Origin of the sequence: Thalassomonas sp. RHCl1 (genome assembly GCF_947387555.1) — a bacterium.
Classification (GTDB): domain Bacteria; phylum Pseudomonadota; class Gammaproteobacteria; order Enterobacterales; family Alteromonadaceae; genus Thalassomonas.
This window is the reverse complement of record NZ_CANDNZ010000003.1, coordinates 380,612-397,991: the sequence shown is the minus strand read 5'-3', so window position 1 is coordinate 397,991 and position 17,380 is coordinate 380,612. Positions and strand designations below refer to the sequence as shown.

Sequence of the window (17,380 nt, the reverse complement as noted above, 5' to 3'; positions counted from 1 at the left end):
AATCGCTAAGTTAGCAGGGAGTTGCAAATGATTAGGGATCTTGTTTCATGGAAGAGAACAGCACGTCAAAAAATGTCCAGAAAATAACTCATTTTGGTGAGAACAGCTCCCGGTCGGGTGAAAAAGTAATACAGCAAGCCGGTGATGTTATTGAAGCCGGCCATTTACCGGACCCGGAAAAAAACAATGAAACAACTTTTGCATTTGCTGATGCCAGCGGCCAACAAGACTCCAGCCTTGCAGAGCCCGAAGAGAGTGCTGTTCCTGAAGCAGCACCGGCACTTGCCACAGATACGCTTTCGGCTGATGAAACAGCAAATAGTGTTATCGATGACATTGCGGCGCTGCAAGATCTTATTGAATCCGGTGACGATATTGAGTTGCCTGACACAGCTGCCGGGGGCCTGACCGGCAATGAAGGCACCAGTTTTGTTACCCTAAACAGAACCGGTGACGAAACCCTTGCCCAAGCAGGTTATGACACTACAGAGCAAGAAAATACCCTGCTGCCCAGGGATAACCCCCAGCCAGATTCAGCGCAGCCCACCATCACCCAAAGCGATGAAAATATTGCCGAGGAAGATCAAGCCGTCACCGGGAATGTGCTTGATAACGACAGCGATGGCGATGATATCTTAACCGTGCAGTCTTTTACCGTGAACGGTGATGCCAATGTTTATGCCAGCGGCCAAACGGCAATGGTCGAAGGAGGCAGCTTAACAATAAATAGCAACGGCAGTTACAGCTTTATTCCTGCCGCAAACTGGAACGGTGTTTTGCCTGTTGTCAGCTATACCACCAATACCAATGCAAGCGATACCCTAACCATCACCCTGACTCCGGTTTCTGATCTCAGCGATAATGATGAATCGGCCAGCACCAATGAAGATACCGCGCTAAACGGCAATATCCTGGTTAATGCCGCCAGCAGCGACGGTACTCCCGAAGTGCTCAGTTTTACCGTAGCGGGCACCAGCTTTGAAGCCGGCGCAACAGCCATCCTTGAACAGGGGGAATTAACCCTTAACAGTGACGGCAGTTATACCTTCATTCCCGGGGATAATTTCAACGGTGATGTGCCGGTTGTCACTTATAGCGTCTCTGACGGGCTAAATACCGATACCTCCACCCTGACCATAGAGGTGCTGCCGGTTTCAGACCTGAGCGACGATGATGAAACAGTTAGTACCGATGAAGACACTCCAGTAAATGGCAATATTCTGGCTGATGCCGCCAGTAGCGATGGCATACCTGAAATCACGGGCTTTTTTGTCAACAACAGCAACTTTGAAGCCGGTTCAACCGCAGCTCTAGAGCAGGGCCTGTTAACCATCAACAGTGACGGCAGTTATAACTTTATCCCCGGTGAAAACTTTAACGGTGATGTGCCTGTGGTCACTTACACCGTCTTTGACGGGATTAATACCGAGACTTCCACCTTAACCATTGAGGTGCTCCCGGTTTCAGACTTAAGCGACGGGAATGAAACGGTCACCACAGATGAAGATACGCCAATAAATGGCAATATTCTGATTAATGCCGCCAGCGCAGACGGCATACCTGAAGTTACCAACTATTCCGTCGCAGGCAGCAGCTTTGCAGCAGGTACAACAGCAACGCTGGAGCAGGGCACTTTAGCCGTTAACAGTGACGGCAGTTATAGCTTTATTCCCGCTGAAAACTTTAACGGTGACGTACCTGTGGTCACTTATACCGTGTCTGACGGGATAAATAACGAAACTTCCACCTTGACCATTAAGGTACTGCCGGTCTCAGACTTAAGGGACGAAGATGAAGCGGTCAGCACCAATGAAGATACAAGCGTAAACGGTAATGTTTTGGTCAATGCCGCCAGCACAGACGGTATACCTAAAATCACCGGTTTTACTGTCAACAACAGCAACTTTGAAGCTGGCTCCCAGGCAATACTGGCAGAAGGGGTGCTCACCCTTAACAGTGACGGCAGCTATTCTTTTATTCCCAGTGATAACTTTAACGGCAATGTGCCGGTTATCACCTATACCGTCTCTGACGGCACAAATAGCGACACCTCCACCTTAACCATTAACGTCATCCCGGTTTCCGATTTAAGGGACGGCAATGAGTCGGTAACCACCAGTGAGAACAGCCCTGTCACCGGTAGTGTCCTGGCAAATGCCAGCAGCAGCGACGGCACGCCACAGGTAACCGGCTTTTCTGCCGCCAATACCAGTTATGCCATAGGCGCTACCGCATCACTCGAGCAAGGCTTATTAACCCTAAACAGTAACGGCAGTTTTAGCTTTATTCCCAATAATAACTTTCACGGCAATGTGCCGGCCGTAACCTATACCGTCTTTGACGGTATCAATACAGACACCTCTACCTTAACCATTAACGTGGTCGAGGTGAATACCAGACCTGTGGCGGCCGATGACAGCTTTAGCGTTACCCAGGGAAGTAGTGTGGAGGGCAACATCATCAGCCATGATGACGGTGATGGCATCACCGACAGCGATATTGACGGCGACAGCTTGAGTATTATCCGGATCAACGATACTGACCTGGTTTTTGACAGCCAGGGTTATGCCCAGCTTGATGTCGAAGGCGGCATATTAACCATTAATCGCCAGGGTGATTTCAGCTATACCAATAGCGGTTTTATCCTGGGTTCGGACATGCCAACGTTTGACTATACCTTAAGCGACGGCCAAGATAGCGATACCGCCACGGTAACCGTTAACGTGCTTGATTCGGCGCCGGTCGCCAATGATGATCAGAATTTTATCTTACTGCAAGGCACCGATGACGGCAAAGCAAGTGGCAACAGCATTCGAGGCAATATTATCGGTGATAACCTGGCAAGTTCAGGGGATCGGGCCGATACCTCACCCGACGGCACAGTGATCTTCACCCGGATTCATTTTGACGGCAGCTGGTATACCTTTGATGCCGCCGATAATGATATCGTCATAGAAACTGACTACGGCAACTTGACCATTGCCATTTCCGGTGAATACCAGTTCGAACCAAAAGATGGCATGGAGATGCCAGGAGCACGGCAAGAGCTTGTTTTCGATTACGAGATCAAAGACGGGGATAGCAATCATTTCGAAACAGATTCAGCGACACTCACCCTAGTGATCATACCGGATTTAACGGACGCCAATGAATCGGTAACTACCCGGGAAGATGAGCCGGTAGATGGCAATGTCCTAGCCAATGCAGTTAGCCCCCATGGCACGCCACACGTGACAAGTTTTACTGTCGCAGGCACAGACTATGCCCCGGGAACTGGGGCAGGTATTGAACAAGGAACTTTGACGATTAACAGTGACGGTAGCTATACCTTTGTACCGACAGAAAACTTTCACGGTGATGTCGCGGTAGTCACCTACACGGTATCAGACGACTTAAATACCGATACCTCCACTTTAACCATCAGCGTCTTGCCCGTGAATGACAAGCCTATTGCGACCGATGACAGCTTTAGCATTTTTCAGGGAGAAATAGCCTTTGGCAATGTGATTACCCATGATGACGGTGACGGCATAACAGACGGCGATATCGACAACGACAGCCTGACCGTCACCCACATCAACGGCATTGCTCTTGATTTTGGCGCCGATGGTTATGCACAAAGGAATATCGACGAGGGGACCTTACACATTAATGCCCTGGGCGAATTTAGGTATGAAAATGACGGTTTTGACTCTAACACAAATCCACCGAGTTTTGATTATACTCTAAGTGATGGCAGTGCCAGCGATACCGCCACAGTTACTATCAACGTTGATGATACCGCGCCGGAGGCTAATTATGACATTAACTACATCATGCTTCAGGCAGCAGGGGGAGGGAAAGCCATTGGGCACAGTGTCCAGGGGAATATCATCGGCAGTAACCAGGCAAGCTCCGGAGACAACGCCGATACCTCGCCTGACGGCACAGTGATCTTCAGTAAAATCAGTTTCAATGGTACCTCGTATATCTTTGATGCCGACAATACCAGTTTTGAAATTCCAACCGAGTACGGCACCTTAAATATCTTAAACTCTGGAGAATATGTCTTTGAGACCATAGGAATCATCGATATGCCAACTCAAAATCAGTTGCTTGTTTTTGACTATGAGATCGTGGACGGGGATGCCATGTACCCGGAAAAAGATGCCGCAACCCTGACCATAGATATCAGGATCCCGACGACATTGACTTTTGCGAGCCAGGATGAAAATGAACTATTAATCCAGGAAAGTAACGAGCAGCCCTTGTTGCAAGATACCTTGTCCGATGGTGCGCTGATCGATGTTTATAGCGGTGAAACAGATGATCCCGCTACCCTCCAGTCCCAACTGGAAAATTCTCCCCCGGAGAATGTCCCTGAGTTAACAGATGTGTTAACAACAAAGCAGGACGAGAGCCTGGATCAATATTTCCCGGCAATAACTGAAGGGGAAAATGAAAACCCCGAACAGACGCCAGGCCTGGAAAATGATGAAGAGAGCGATGCTGAAGAAACCAATGCTGGAGGGAGCAATGATAATTTAGTGTTTGATGGTGCCCAGGCGGGCAGTGAAAGTTTACCGGCTGCAGCTCCGCTTGACGACTTAAACACGCCGGATGTTTTGTCTTAACAAACAACGCGGTTTTTAATGGATTTTTTAAAGGGACTTAATACATAGTGCAACAGACCAGCCAATGGGCCATTAATGCATCACAGCCTTTATCAGCAGCCCCCTTGCTCGATAGCTTAGTCCTGCTTTGTCAGCACTTTGGCAATCCCTGTTCGGCGGAAGCCTTATCCGCCGGTCTGCCGGCAAACGGTAACGATTTAGCTCCCGAGCTATTGCCACAAGCCGCCGCCCGCGGAGGATTAAGCGCCAAACTTGTCCGCAAAGGCTTAGATGAATTACCCGCAATGCTGCTGCCTTGTATTTTACTGCTTAAAGATAAAGATGCCTGCGTATTACAAGAGCTGAACCTGGCAGAAAACAAAGCTGTCATCTCCCGACCGGAAACCGGCGGAGAGCAGCGGATTACGGTTGCCGAGCTCGAAGCGAATTTTGTCGGTTATCTGTTTTTAGTCAAACAAATCTACCGGGGCGACCGGCACTTTGATGTCCATATTCATGACTCAGCCGAGCACTGGCTGTGGCAACACCTAAAAGGCGCAACCCCTATCTACCGTGATGTACTTATCGCCTCAGTCATGGTCAACATTTTTGCCCTGGTGTCGCCGCTTTTTGTCATGAACATTTATGACAAGGTGGTGCCCAACCTGGCGTTCGAATCCCTGTGGGTGCTGGCGATAGGGGCGGGCATCGCCTTTATCTTTGACTTTGTGCTCAAGCAGTTACGCGGTTATTTAATCGATGTCGCCGGGAAAAAAATAGATCTCGATATCTCGTCGAAATTATTTGCCAAGGCCATCGGCATACCGCTGGAAAAGCGCGCCGCCAGTGTCGGCGGCATGGCAAAGCAGCTCACGGAATTTGACAGCATCAGGGAGTTCCTATCCTCGGCAACCATCACCGCCCTGGTAGATTTACCCTTCGCCGTATTGTTTATGCTCTGCATTTACCTGGTCGCCGGCGATCTAGTGTTATTTCCCCTGGTCGCCTGCGTGCTGATTATCGGCTATACCGTCTTTTGTCAGCCGAAACTGCGCGCGGCGATCGAACAGAGTAATAAATTCTCCGGTTTGCGCCACGGCCATTTAGTCGAATGCTTAAGCGCACTGGAGCCGATTAAAGCCAACGGTGCAGAAGGGGTGGTGCAAAATAGCTGGCAACAAATGACCGGCCACAGCGCCAGCTGGTTGCTAAAAGCCAAAATGATCACCAATTCAGTGATCAACTTTGCCGGCTTTATCGTACAAGTGTCCATTGTCGGCGTGGTTGTGCTGGGGGTTTACCGGGTTTCCGATAACCTGATCTCTATGGGGGGCATTATCGCCTCCGTAATGTTAACCGCCCGGGCAATCGCACCGATTGCCAAACTTGCCGGACTGATGACCCGCTCCAATCAGGCCGTCAGCGCCCTAAAACAGCTCGATGCGCTCATGGGACAGGAGGGGGAATTTGAAGATAAAGCCCATTTGCCCAGCCGGAGCAAACTGAGCGGCAATATCACCCTGGATAACCTTAGTTTTACTTACCCGGGTGCCGGTAGCGCCAGTTTGCAGCAAGTCTCCTTGAGCATCAAACAGGGAGAAAAAATAGCCATAGTCGGCAGCAACGGGTCGGGAAAAAGCACCCTGGCCAAACTGTTGTGCTCCCTGCTGCAACCAAGTAACGGCAGCCTGCAATTTGACGGCATCAATCATCAGCAAATCCATCCCGGCGATCTACGGCGCAATTTAGGTTATTTGCCCCAGGACATCACCTTATTTCACGGCACCATACGCGATAATATTCTCTTCGGCACCCGGCAAATCACCGAATATCAACTGATCCGGGCGGTGCAGCTTTCCGGCGTACATGCCTTCACCGATCAGCAAACCTCGGGCTTAGATCAGCAGGTCGGGGAAAACGGCCGCGCCTTATCCCGGGGGCAGCGCCAGTCGGTCGCCCTGGCCCGGGCCATTTTGAACAGTCCGCCCATTTTATTATTGGACGAGCCTACCGCCAGTTTAGATGCCCGCGCAGAAAAACAATTTATGCAATCTATCAGCGCCACCGCCAAAGACCGCACCTTGTTGCTGATCACCCATAAAATGGAGTTATTACATCTGGTGAACCGCATCCTGGTATTAGATAAAGGCAAGTTAGTGATGGACGGCCCCAAAGAGCTGGTTTTACAAAAGCTCGGCGAACAGGCAAAACAAAAGGTGAGCCTATGAAAATCAGCCAGCAAGATTTATCCATGGCGGACGATGTGTATGGCGCCATGTTGATACAGGCGCCGGGCTTGCACAAGTTAACCATTTGGGCCATGGCAGCCCTGGTATTGAGTTTTCTTATCTGGTCGCATTTCTCCGCCTTAGAGCAGTTTACCTCGGGCACGGGCAAAGTGATCCCTTCCTCCCAGGTACAGATTATTCAAAGCCTGGACGGCGGTATCTTACAGAAGCTGTTTGTCCAGGAAGGCATGCAGGTGAGCAAAGGCCAGGCCATTGCCAGCATAGATGACACCCGGTTTCGCTCGGATGTCGCCGAGCAAAAACAGGAGCTGAACAGTCTACGGGCCAATATCATCCGCTTAAGAGCCGAGCTTGCCAGTATTTTTATCGGCGTGGATGACAACTGGCAGCAGCAAATCAAGATCACTAAAAAAGTGCCTGAGTATCCGCAAGATCTCAATACCCAGGCGCCGTTAATGGTGAAACAGCAACAGCAGGAATACTCGGGGCGGCTGGACAATCTGATCAACCAACTCGCCATTCAAAACCAGCAGATACAGCAGAGAAAACAGGAAATCGCCGAGCAGAGCTCAAAAATCAAAACCCTGGAAGTCAGTTACCGCTTGGCCAGTAAAGAACTGGAGTTGACCCGGCCGCTGGCACAAAAAAATATCGTCTCGAAAATCGAATTATACAAACTCGAGCGCAGCGTCAACGAACTGCAGGGAGAGCTAAGCGCCATCCGGTTATTAACCCCTAAACTGAACTCCGCCTTTGAAGAAGCGGTGTTAACACGTCGCGACAGCGCCTTAACCTACCGCAGGGAAGCCCGGGCCGAGCTTAATGAATTGCAAAACAAACTATCAAAAATGAATGAAGCCCAGGTCGGTACCCAGGACAAGGTCACCAAAGCGCTGATTCTCTCTCCCGTGGTTGGCACCATTAAAACCATACATATTAATACTTTAGGTGGGGTGGTAAAACCCGGGGAAACCATAGCCGAAATTGTGCCGACACAAGACAGGTTAATGGTGGAAGCAAAAATCAAACCCAGGGACATAGGGTTTATTTATCCCGGCCTGCCCGCGGTGGTCAAAATTACCGCCTATGACTTTGCCCGTTACGGCGGTTTAACCGGCAAGGTCGAGCATATCAGCGCCGATACCACCCAAGATGATGAAGGCAACAGCTTTTACCTGATCCGGGTGCGCACCGACGCATCCAGCATTAAAAATAAAGACAATGAAGAAATGCCGATCATTCCGGGCATGATGACAAATGTCGACGTGATCACCGGAGAGCGTACCATCTTAGAGTATATTTTAACCCCTATTTTAAGGGCCAATAAAGCCGCGCTCAGGGAAGGTTAAACCCGGGGCCTGCTAAAACAGTTAACGACAACCAATAACACTAAAAAATGGAATTGTTATGAATAAGGTTATTTTTACACTCAACAAAAGCGCGGTGACTTGTCTATTGGCGTTATCTGCTTTGTATTCAGCAAATATCAAGGCACAAAGCCTGGAGCAGGCAGTTGCCCAGGCACTGGACAGCCATCCCCAGATACGCCAGGCTTTTGCCCGCTTTAAATCCAAAGAAGAAGATGTCAACCGGGCCAGGGCTAACTATTTGCCGACGATAGATTTAACCGCGGGTTATGGTTATGAATATACCGATTATCCGGGCAACCGCAGAAGCGCAGGTAACCATGACGACGGGAAAACCGAACTGCAACGGGGGGAGTTTGGTATCAGTCTGCGGCAGATGATTTTTGACGGTTTGTTTTCCCCCAATGAAATTGACCGTACCCTGTATGAAGCCAGTGCCGAGCAGTGGACGCTGATGAGCACGGCGGAAGATCTCGCCCTTGAAGTCAGCAAGGTCTATTTAACTTATTTAAAAACCCGGGAACTGGTCACCCTGGCGGAAAAGAACATCGCTTCGCACCAGGAAATTCATGCGCAAATCAAAGAGCGTACCGACTCGGGGTTGGGCAGTATTGCCGACTTGTCCCAGGCATCCGGCCGCCTGGCCCGTGCCCAGTCTAATTTGATCGCCGCCCGCAATAATGCCCTCGATGCCAGAACACAGTTTTTCCGTTTAACCAATACCCCGCCAAAAGATTTGGTGCGGCCGGTGCCGGATGCCGATATGCTGCCCAAAAACAGCAACAGCGGTTTAACCCTGGCCATAACGCGCCACCCGGTGATTAAGTCGGCACAACAGGATATCAACGCCGCCCGCTCATTTAAGCAGACGGTAAAGGCCAATTACTACCCGACCCTTAGTTTTGAACTCAGTGCCAATGCCGATAACGATATCGGCGGTGAAAAAGGCTTCAGCTCAGATGACGGCGGACACCGCAATGATGTCACCGCCATGCTGCGCCTGAGATATAACCTGTTTTCCGGCGGCAAAGATAGCGCACAGGAGCGCAGCGCCGCTTATAAGGTTTCAGAGGCACAAGAAATCAACTATAGCGCCCATCGCCAGGTCACCGAGAGTTTTGGCCTGGCCTGGAATGCTTTTGAAATGCTGGCGCGGCAGAAAAAATACATCAAGCAGCATATTATCGCATCCAAAGAAACCCAGCTAACCTATAAAGAACAATTTAGCCTGGGGCAACGGAGCTTGCTCGATTTACTCGATACCGAAAATGAACTGTTTCAGGCTCGCCAGGATTACCTTGAAGCCGATTTTGATGAGCTGAGCGCGAGATACCGGTTATTAAATGTCACCGGCCAGTTACTCGACTCCCTGCGGATCACCCGTTCGGCCACCTGGCAGGGAGAGCATAACTACACTCAAGGAGCTAACAATGAATAACCGGCAAGTTGTGCACCTTCACTCAAGTAACGGCCCAAGTAGCCGTTTGTTTGCCTTAACCCTGCTGGCATTGCTCATAAGTGCTTGCGCCCGGCCGCCGATAGTCGTCATGGAAACTAATGTCGCCCAGGTAAACAATTTACATGACTTTGACAGTGACGGCGTGATCAAAGCACGTGATAAATGCAAAGCAACGGTATTGGGCGCCAGCATAGACAATAACGGCTGCGGCACACAAACCGCCAATATTCAGCCCCTGAACATCAATATCAAGTTTGCCAATAATTCCTATGAGATCCCGGGTACCGGCTATGCCGAGATTAAAAAACTGGCAGATTTTCTCAATAAACATCAAACCTTAGACGTGGTTATTGAAGGGCACACCAGTAAAACCGGCAGCGCAGGATTGAATCAAGCCTTGTCGGATAATCGTGCCAATGCCGTGGCCGAGGTTCTGGTCAACAGCTTTAATATTCCCAAGTACCGGGTATCTTCGGTTGGTTTTGGTTTTAAGCGCCCCGAGCAAGTGGGAGACAGTGAAGCGGTTCATGCGGTTAACCGCCGTATCATGGCAGAGCTGGCCTATACCGATCACCAGGATGAGATGATGTGGACCATTTATACCGTAGATCAAACAGAGTAGTGGTTAGCGCATAAGATGAGGCTCAGTTGTATCTTAACAGCAAAACTATCCGGGGCGGTGCAAGTCTTGATACTGACGCTCGGCTTGTTGGGCATGCTCTATGCCAAATCCGAGCCTGAATTAGACGGGCAAAGCATATTGGCTTCACTGGAGAAAAGCTATGGTAAAAGGGCACAAAAACGTGGTAAAGCCTGGCTGAAATTAATGAAAAGTGAGGGTGAAAACACCGAACTGGAGAAACTGAATAAGGTGAACCGCTTTTTTAACCTGTTTCATTTTATTGATGATATCAAGCTCTGGGGAAGCGAGAATTACTGGGCAAGTCCGCTGGAGTTTATCGGGGTCAATGGCGGCGATTGTGAAGACTTTGCCATTGCCAAGTACTTTACCCTCAGGGAGCTGGGCATAGCCGATGAAAAAATGCGCATTACCATGGTCAAGGCCGCCAGCATCAGAAAATATCATATGGTGCTCGCCTATTACCAGACCCCGGGGGCGGTGCCGCTCATTTTAGACAACCTGGACGGTGCAGTGAAAACAGCAGATAAACGTAAAGACCTGATTCCCGTCTACAGCTTTAACGCCAGTCAGTTATGGCTGAACAAAGAAAAGGGCAAGGGTTTGCTTTCCGGAAAGGCTTCCCGGTTAACCCTATGGCGAGATCTGCGCCAGCGTATCAGCGCTGCCACCCTAAAACAACCTAAGCTAAAACTGGAGTTTTAACGCGATGACCCTGTTTAAAGAAATAAACTCATTACTGTTTGGACTGTTTTTGTTGGTAATGACAAGTCTAGTTTATTTTCAGTTTACCCAGGCCCGTGATTTTATGAGCCAGCAAATGGAGTCCGATCTCAATAACACCATGACCTCATTGGGGCTCATGCTGAAGCCACACCTGGAAACCGGCGATATCGCCAGCGCCGAAACCCTGGTCAATGTGATCTTCGAGGGCGGATTTTATCAGAAGGTAACGCTCAAATGGCTGGTAGACAACAAGGAGCAAACCTGGAGCAATCCCGTGGTGATTAAAGGGGTGCCGCAATGGTTTATCGACCTGGATTTGTTTGAGGTACAAAAGAAAGAAAGTTTAATCACCTCGGGCTGGATGCAACTGGCCACCCTTGAAATAGAAGGACATCCGGCACTGGGTTACCGGGAGTTGTGGCGGGTCATGAACGATACCCTGATGATCTTATCCCTGATGTTTATCCTGTGTATCCTCATCGTGAGGGTAAGGCTTAACCGCATCCTTAAACCTTTGCATCAAATCGCCCGCCAGGCAAAAACCATCGCACAATGCAAGTTCGGCCAGGATATTGATGTCCCGAAAACCCGGGAATTAAAAGATGTCGTTAACGCCATTAATTCCATGTCGGGCCAGCTAAAGCACGTATTTTCAACATTGGACGGCGAAATTGACGCCCTCAAAGCGGACAAGCTGCTTGACCGGGTGGCGGGTTTACCCAACCGCCAATACCTGTCGGCGCAAATGCATAACTGGTTAAATGAACCCGGCTACGGCGGGCTGATTTTAGCCAAGTTTGACTGCCTGGAAGAGGTTTATGCCAAATATGGCTACCAGGGGCGGGATGAAATTATCAAAGCGCTTGCCGGGCGCATGCGTCTTGAGTTGCCGGAGATCACCGACAGTATCATTGCCCGCATTGCCAATACTGAGTTTGCCTTTTTGCTGACCAGGGCAGAGCGACATCAAATGGAGCTTTATCTGCAAACCCTGATCCGGCTGATCAACCAGGAAATCAGCAAAGCCGGTTGTCCCCCCAACAGCCAGTTTGCCTTGGGAGTCAGCCAGCGCGTCGCCAATATGACGGTGGCCGATCTCATGTCACAATCGGATAATGCCCTGCAACAGGCCCGCAGAGACAATAAAGTCAGCCAATGGCTCGATACCGGGCAGACACAAAAATATAGCCGCGAGCAATGGCGCACTAAACTGCTCGAGGCGATCAACAACAAGCAATTTAGTTTCCAATGGCAGGCAATATCCGGGGTAAACAGGCAAGAGATTATTCAGCGGGAAATGTACTGCCGCTTAACCATAGACGGCCAGGCGGTCAGGGCCTTTGAATTTATGCCTTTTGTTGAACTCCTGTCATTAGGCAGCCGGCTTGACCGCTGTTTACTGGAGTCGATTGAACAACAGAAACTGTTAAAATCAGCAGATCAGCCCGTGGCGATTAACCTCACCCACGACAGTCTGCTTGATGCCGACTTTGTCCTGTGGCTGAGCCGGTTTCTGAAAAAATCACCGGATGTCGGCCAGATGCTGTTTGAAATACCTGAATCGGCGGTACTGGCCGCATTCGGCCGTTGCCGCTATCTGGCGGAAACCGTCAGGAGCGTGGGGGCAAAAGTCGGGATTGACCAGTGCGGACGCCAGCTCGGCTCCCTTGACTATTTGCAGAAGTTGCAACCGGATTATATCAAACTGGATCAGTCTTTTGTCTTTTATGAAAAGTCCAACCAAAGCCTGGAATTGTGCCGTGCCTTAATCAATGTCGCCCGGGGCTTAAACATCAAAGTGATCATTACCGGCATTGAAGACCAGCTGCAAATGGAGCACTTTGCCAGTTTAAAAGCCGACGGTTATCAGGGATATATTTCGACCCCTGAAGATGTGCTGCCCCAAACAGAGGCCGATAAGGTGCTCTAGTGTACTTTTGACTCTCCTTGGGCTATACATTTGCTAATGTACGCGGCAACTATCTTTGACAGCTGCGGGCACTGTGGAATAAGCGGATGTTAACTCTTTGCCTGGCTGGGGGAGCCAGGGGAAATTGATAAAATGGAGGAAACGCGAGATGAAAACCATTAATGTAGCCGATAACATGTATAAGTATGCAGCTGAACTTTTGCAGAAAAACAAACTTGAAGGGCATGTTATTGAGGAAATCCAGGAAGGGGATTATGTCTATAAAGCAAGTTTAACCTTTAATCCGATCTCTATAACCGCCAACAAAGAAAAAAAATATCAGGTCACCGCGATTGAACGCAACAAGGGGGAATACGGGCAAGATATTTATCATATCGGTAAAACCCAGCGGCTTGACCGTTTGACGGCACTTAAGGCAGATTAACTTTATTCTGCTTTTTTACGTTAAGAATAAAAATAACTAACAGAGCACTCTTTGCGTAATATTATGCGATTGCGGCCAATTCCTGAATTCACCTAAATAATCAAGTGCGGTTTTATCAAATCAGGTCTATTTGTCGGTTACACAAATAGGGCGATCGCTGATAACTTTTCATAGGCCACGGCTTCACTTTTCAATTCATTCAGGCATTAATCGGGCATTTTTCTGACATACCTAATGTCGATTGATATCCGCCACTAGGGTATCAATGGCCCTTACAATGGCTTCGGATTTTTGTCTATCGAGCACATCCGGATGCGGTGAAGCAAACCGGCCGTGATCATTATCGAAATACAGTCCGCCGGCATCGGAAAATTGATCATCAACCGCCGCAAGCGCCAGAATTTTTGCGCCAATTTGAATATCACCGCCGGTAACAGAAAATGCCTGTTTTACCATTTTACTGCCCAGCATAGAGCCGGGATTAACGGCGATAATTGCCGGACCTTGCCCTTGTTGCGATATTGCCATAGTGCGAGACCAGGCCGTCAGGGCCAATTTGCTTTGCGCATAGGCCGCTGCGTCTGACAGCTTAACTGTCCCGGCTAACGCTTCCAGGTTAACCGGAGCCTGGGCAGCAGAGGAGAGATTGATCACCCTGGCACTCTTGCCCAGCAGCGGCATCAGATCTTTTGTCAGCAGATAGGGAGCAAGTGTATTAACAGCAAACCTGATATCAAGCCCATCCTGGGTGATCACTGCCGGAGCCTGATAAACACCGGCATTATTTATCAGTACATCTAATTTTCGATGCTTTTCTGTAACCGCTTTGGCCAGCGCCTCAACATCGGACATCAGCGATAGATCCGCCAGGTAGCTTTCCAGCCGCCCGTTGCCGGCTATTTCAGAGAGTGTTTTTTTCACCTGTTCAAGCTTGTTAGGATTTCGCCCATGAAGCAGTACCTGATGCCCTTGCAAGACCAGCATTTTAGCGGTTGCCAGCCCTATACCATCGGTTGCGCCGGTAATAAGAATCGATTTTTTCATCTCTTAACCTCGTTTCATCAGTGAAATGCAGCAATATGTCAATATCGGTATCCTGTGCGTACAGGGCTAGTTAACCGTTTATTTTTCGACCTCTATTTCGACGACTACCTTACCCATGGCTGCTCCGCTGGATAAACGGGCATGTGCCTGGCCAACTTCTGTCAATGAAAAGCGTTTTTCATCCAGCACCGGGCGTAAACCACCGGCTTCGATAATTTCACTCAGCTTGCTAAGTATTTGGCCGTGTTGTTCGCGCCGGTGATCATGGAGCATAGGGATGAGCATAAATACCACATGCAGTGACAGCCCTTTAAAGTGTGCCTTTGATAGGTCCAGTTCAACCATAGCAACTGTGGTCGCAATCTGGCCGTTTAAAGCGGCAGCCTCAAAAGAGTTGGCCATATTAGCACCGCCAACCGAATCAAAGACAAGGTCAAAACCGGCTCCCCGGGTGTGCTGTGCAACATAGTCGGCAACGGTTTCTGTGTGATAATTGATGCTTTTGCCGCCCAGGTTTCGGATCAAAGCAAGCTGCTTATCCCCTCCGCCCGTGGCATACACATCCGCCCCCATATAACGCGCCAGCTGTAAGGCTACATGGCCAACGCCACCGGAACCGCCATGGACTAACACCTTTTGCCCTTTACTGATCCCCGCCCTGAACAAGCCTTCATAGGCCGTAATTGCCACCAGAGGCAAGGCTGCGGCTTCACGCATCGACAAGTTTTCAGGTTTACGGGCAATTAACCGGACATCGGCTAGCATATATTCTGCTAATGCCCCCGGCAAATCCGCTAATCCACCGGCACAACCATAGACTTCATCGCCTGCTTTATACCCGGTGACCCCCTCGCCAACGGCTTCAACGGTACCGGCGAAGTCCATGCCTAAAACCGCCGGAAGTGCAGGGGAAATAGGCAAATCTTTCCCCATTTGACGTATCATGGTATCGACGGTATTCACGCTATTTGCTGCAACACGCACCAATACATGTCCCGCTTTAACTTCCGGTTTAGCCAACTCGGCACCTTCAAAGACTTCTGGGCCACCAAAACTTTTAATGATCATTGCTTTCATAACAATATCTCGTTGCTTGATTGATGGTTTTAAGTATATTTACCAAAGTTAATTTTGATAATATAGTGTTCTGCACAATCAGTTTATAGTTTTCGTTGATAATGAATATTGAACACCTCAAACTCTTTGTGCGCCTGGCAGCAACCAATAACATCAGCGCTGCCGGCCAGGAATTAGCTTTGTCCCCGGCAGTCGCCAGTGCCCATATCAATAAACTGGAGCAGGGACTTAAAGTACGCCTGGTACATCGCACCACCCGGAAAGTTTCACTGACGGAGGAGGGGCTCGCTTTTTTACCGCATGCAGAAGAAATACTTGCTCAAGTTGAAGCGGCCCGCGCATCCGTTGGCGTTGGAAACAGTTCACCCGGCGGTACCTTAAGGGTCGCAGCACCGGCTTCTTTTGGCCGCATGCATTTAGTGCCGGCATTGAAAGAGTTTTTATCATGCTACCCCGATCTCAAGTTAGACTTCCGCCTTTCAGATACTATGGTCGATCTGGTCGAGGGAGGTTTTGATATCGCCATTCGTAATGCCGAATTAAGTGATTCAACCTTGGTTGCCCGAAAATTAGCAGCCGATAAACGGATTGTTTGCGCATCGCCCGATTACCTCGAAAAGTTTGGTGAGCCCCGGACCCCGGATGATTTGCCAAACCATCAATGTATTCATTTAAGCGGTCTGGAAAGCTGGCTATTTGCTGGCACCAATGGCCCCTTGACAATTAAAACAAAGGCATGTTTTCGAACCGATAACGGTGAAGCGGTCAGGGACGCAGCCGCTGCCGGCCTGGGGATCACCATTGGCTCAACCTGGAGCCTGTATCAACATCTTCAGCGGGGTAAACTGGTACAGATACTTAAAGAGTATCCCTTGCTTTCCGATACCGCAATTTGGGCCGTTTATCCCAGCTCCCGGTTATTGGCGCCAAAAGTAAGAGCCTTTATCGACTTTTTTGCCGAGCGTTACGGCAATATACCTTACTGGGATCAATAACCTCCTTGCAGGGAAGCTTAAGTCGTTTTTAAGAGACAAGTGATTTTTCTCTCAGGATGCGGAAAGGGCTGACTTTGAAAAAGTTTGCCATGCCTGGCTCTCAATAACAAAACCCAAACTTTCCAGCCATTGCTTCGCATCATCAAATGAGTCAAAGAATTGAACATTAAAATCCGGGCTTCCCTGGTATAACTTGTTTATTTGCTGACGGGTAATGGCAATGTAATCCGACTCCTTTATAACAAACGCTATTGTTTTCAAGCCAAGAGCAATACGGCTGGCTAAGGACTTTTGAAAGCTGGTAAAGACTTCTGGCGTCATAATATTTTCGCCCTCCAGCATCACTAAGATGGCATATTTTTTATGCTCTTTTTTCTCAAGTAATTTATTAAGCCCGGCATTATAGCGATCAAATGTTTCTTTATTGCCCGGACCTTTCAACCACAAGAAGATAACATTCTTCGAGTGCGCCAGCTTAAAGTATCCATGTTCATTCATTAGAAGTTCTGCCTAAAGTAGCATATGTGATGGCTTAGCCATTTTGAAATGGTAACCACTATCCCTGCTATGAAAAAATCTTTAATTCCCTGCGCCGCTTTCTTTCTCAAGCAATTGCCAGGATGCAAACTCTTTCTTTTTTGCTCCCTCGGACAATTCCCGCCCAACCAGCCGACAGCCTTTCTTCTGGGGGTGAGTCTTGATAGCAACGTAGGCCCGAACCAGGTTCGCCACCGTAGCCTCTTGCAGGATCAGCTCTTCCCCCGAATGGAGTTTTATCGTGGCACGCAGGTGCAGATGTCCTCGCGGAGCCCCCAGGACTATTTCAGCAATATCAGTATTGGCCAGGATACGCCGCTTCTCTCTCATAGCTACTTCC

General features: G+C 49.2%; 13 protein-coding genes. 9 read left to right on the top strand and 4 right to left on the bottom strand.

Translation table 11 applies throughout. The features are described 5' to 3' along the window. Positions 1 to 47 precede the first annotated feature (47 nt). The 8 genes from QL234_RS12075 (at position 48) to QL234_RS12040 (ending at position 13,387) form a co-directional block, all read left to right on the top strand. Positions 48 to 4,613 carry an Ig-like domain-containing protein gene (locus QL234_RS12075; protein ID WP_281558093.1) on the top strand — a complete coding sequence of 1,522 codons (4,566 nt, stop codon included), beginning with the start codon at positions 48 to 50 and terminating at the stop codon, positions 4,611 to 4,613. A gap of 47 nt (positions 4,614 to 4,660) precedes the next feature. Then, a complete protein-coding gene (locus QL234_RS12070; RefSeq protein WP_281558092.1) occupies positions 4,661 to 6,820 on the top strand; it encodes a type I secretion system permease/ATPase in 2,160 nt (719 codons plus the stop codon). After that, complete coding sequence (locus QL234_RS12065; RefSeq protein ID WP_281558091.1) at positions 6,817 to 8,190, top strand: HlyD family type I secretion periplasmic adaptor subunit; 1,374 nt, start codon at positions 6,817 to 6,819, stop codon at positions 8,188 to 8,190. Before QL234_RS12070 ends, QL234_RS12065 begins: the two co-directional genes overlap by 4 nt. A 58-nt stretch (positions 8,191 to 8,248) precedes the next feature. Further along, positions 8,249 to 9,646 carry a TolC family outer membrane protein gene (locus tag QL234_RS12060; RefSeq protein WP_281558090.1) on the top strand — a complete coding sequence of 466 codons (1,398 nt, stop codon included), beginning with the start codon at positions 8,249 to 8,251 and terminating at the stop codon, positions 9,644 to 9,646. Continuing rightward, positions 9,639 to 10,289, top strand: coding sequence for an OmpA family protein (locus QL234_RS12055; protein WP_281558089.1), 651 nt, complete (start codon positions 9,639 to 9,641; stop codon positions 10,287 to 10,289). Before QL234_RS12060 ends, QL234_RS12055 begins: the two co-directional genes overlap by 8 nt. 93 nt (positions 10,290 to 10,382) lie before the next feature. Further along, entirely contained in the window at positions 10,383 to 11,012 is a 630-nt protein-coding gene (locus QL234_RS12050; protein ID WP_281558240.1) for a transglutaminase-like cysteine peptidase, read from the top strand. A gap of 4 nt (positions 11,013 to 11,016) precedes the next feature. Further along, complete coding sequence (locus tag QL234_RS12045; protein WP_281558088.1) at positions 11,017 to 12,963, top strand: EAL domain-containing protein; 1,947 nt, start codon at positions 11,017 to 11,019, stop codon at positions 12,961 to 12,963. Between the two features lie 148 nt (positions 12,964 to 13,111). Continuing rightward, positions 13,112 to 13,387: a hypothetical protein gene (locus QL234_RS12040; protein ID WP_281558087.1), complete on the top strand. Its 276-nt coding sequence runs from the start codon at positions 13,112 to 13,114 to the stop codon at positions 13,385 to 13,387. Positions 13,388 to 13,618: 231 nt separating this feature from the next. Here QL234_RS12040 and QL234_RS12035 read toward each other — a convergent pair whose 3' ends face one another. Together QL234_RS12035 and QL234_RS12030 are read right to left on the bottom strand one after the other, a co-directional pair. Beyond that, positions 13,619 to 14,431, bottom strand: coding sequence for an SDR family NAD(P)-dependent oxidoreductase (locus QL234_RS12035; RefSeq protein ID WP_281558086.1), 813 nt, complete (start codon positions 14,429 to 14,431; stop codon positions 13,619 to 13,621). Positions 14,432 to 14,509: 78 nt separating this feature from the next. Then, positions 14,510 to 15,508, bottom strand: coding sequence for a zinc-dependent alcohol dehydrogenase family protein (locus QL234_RS12030; RefSeq protein ID WP_281558085.1), 999 nt, complete (start codon positions 15,506 to 15,508; stop codon positions 14,510 to 14,512). A 101-nt stretch (positions 15,509 to 15,609) separates the two neighbouring features. Here QL234_RS12030 and QL234_RS12025 point away from each other — a divergent pair, with 101 nt between their 5' ends. Then, positions 15,610 to 16,503 (top strand): LysR family transcriptional regulator, encoded by an 894-nt coding sequence (locus tag QL234_RS12025; RefSeq protein ID WP_281558084.1) that lies wholly within the window; start codon positions 15,610 to 15,612, stop codon positions 16,501 to 16,503. 51 nt (positions 16,504 to 16,554) lie between these two features. Here QL234_RS12025 and QL234_RS12020 read toward each other — a convergent pair whose 3' ends face one another. Continuing rightward, the gene (locus tag QL234_RS12020; RefSeq protein WP_281558083.1) at positions 16,555 to 17,001 is read right to left on the bottom strand and encodes an STAS/SEC14 domain-containing protein; all 447 of its coding nucleotides are present in this window, start codon (positions 16,999 to 17,001) and stop codon (positions 16,555 to 16,557) included. 81 nt (positions 17,002 to 17,082) lie between these two features. Beyond that, on the bottom strand, positions 17,083 to 17,370 hold the full coding sequence (locus QL234_RS12015; protein ID WP_281558082.1) for a hypothetical protein: 288 nt from the start codon (positions 17,368 to 17,370) through the stop codon (positions 17,083 to 17,085). Positions 17,371 to 17,380: the final 10 nt, after the last annotated feature.

Coding starts and splice junctions, on each gene's coding strand:
- QL234_RS12045 (WP_281558088.1), top strand. CDS start 11,017: ATGACCCTGTTTAAAGAAATAAACTCATTACTGTTTGGACTGTTTTTG.
- QL234_RS12050 (WP_281558240.1), top strand. CDS start 10,383: ATGCTCTATGCCAAATCCGAGCCTGAATTAGACGGGCAAAGCATATTG.
- QL234_RS12025 (WP_281558084.1), top strand. CDS start 15,610: ATGAATATTGAACACCTCAAACTCTTTGTGCGCCTGGCAGCAACCAAT.
- QL234_RS12020 (WP_281558083.1), bottom strand. CDS start 17,001: ATGAATGAACATGGATACTTTAAGCTGGCGCACTCGAAGAATGTTATC.
- QL234_RS12040 (WP_281558087.1), top strand. CDS start 13,112: ATGAAAACCATTAATGTAGCCGATAACATGTATAAGTATGCAGCTGAA.
- QL234_RS12075 (WP_281558093.1), top strand. CDS start 48: ATGGAAGAGAACAGCACGTCAAAAAATGTCCAGAAAATAACTCATTTT.
- QL234_RS12065 (WP_281558091.1), top strand. CDS start 6,817: ATGAAAATCAGCCAGCAAGATTTATCCATGGCGGACGATGTGTATGGC.
- QL234_RS12060 (WP_281558090.1), top strand. CDS start 8,249: ATGAATAAGGTTATTTTTACACTCAACAAAAGCGCGGTGACTTGTCTA.
- QL234_RS12035 (WP_281558086.1), bottom strand. CDS start 14,431: ATGAAAAAATCGATTCTTATTACCGGCGCAACCGATGGTATAGGGCTG.
- QL234_RS12055 (WP_281558089.1), top strand. CDS start 9,639: ATGAATAACCGGCAAGTTGTGCACCTTCACTCAAGTAACGGCCCAAGT.
- QL234_RS12015 (WP_281558082.1), bottom strand. CDS start 17,370: ATGAGAGAGAAGCGGCGTATCCTGGCCAATACTGATATTGCTGAAATA.
- QL234_RS12030 (WP_281558085.1), bottom strand. CDS start 15,508: ATGAAAGCAATGATCATTAAAAGTTTTGGTGGCCCAGAAGTCTTTGAA.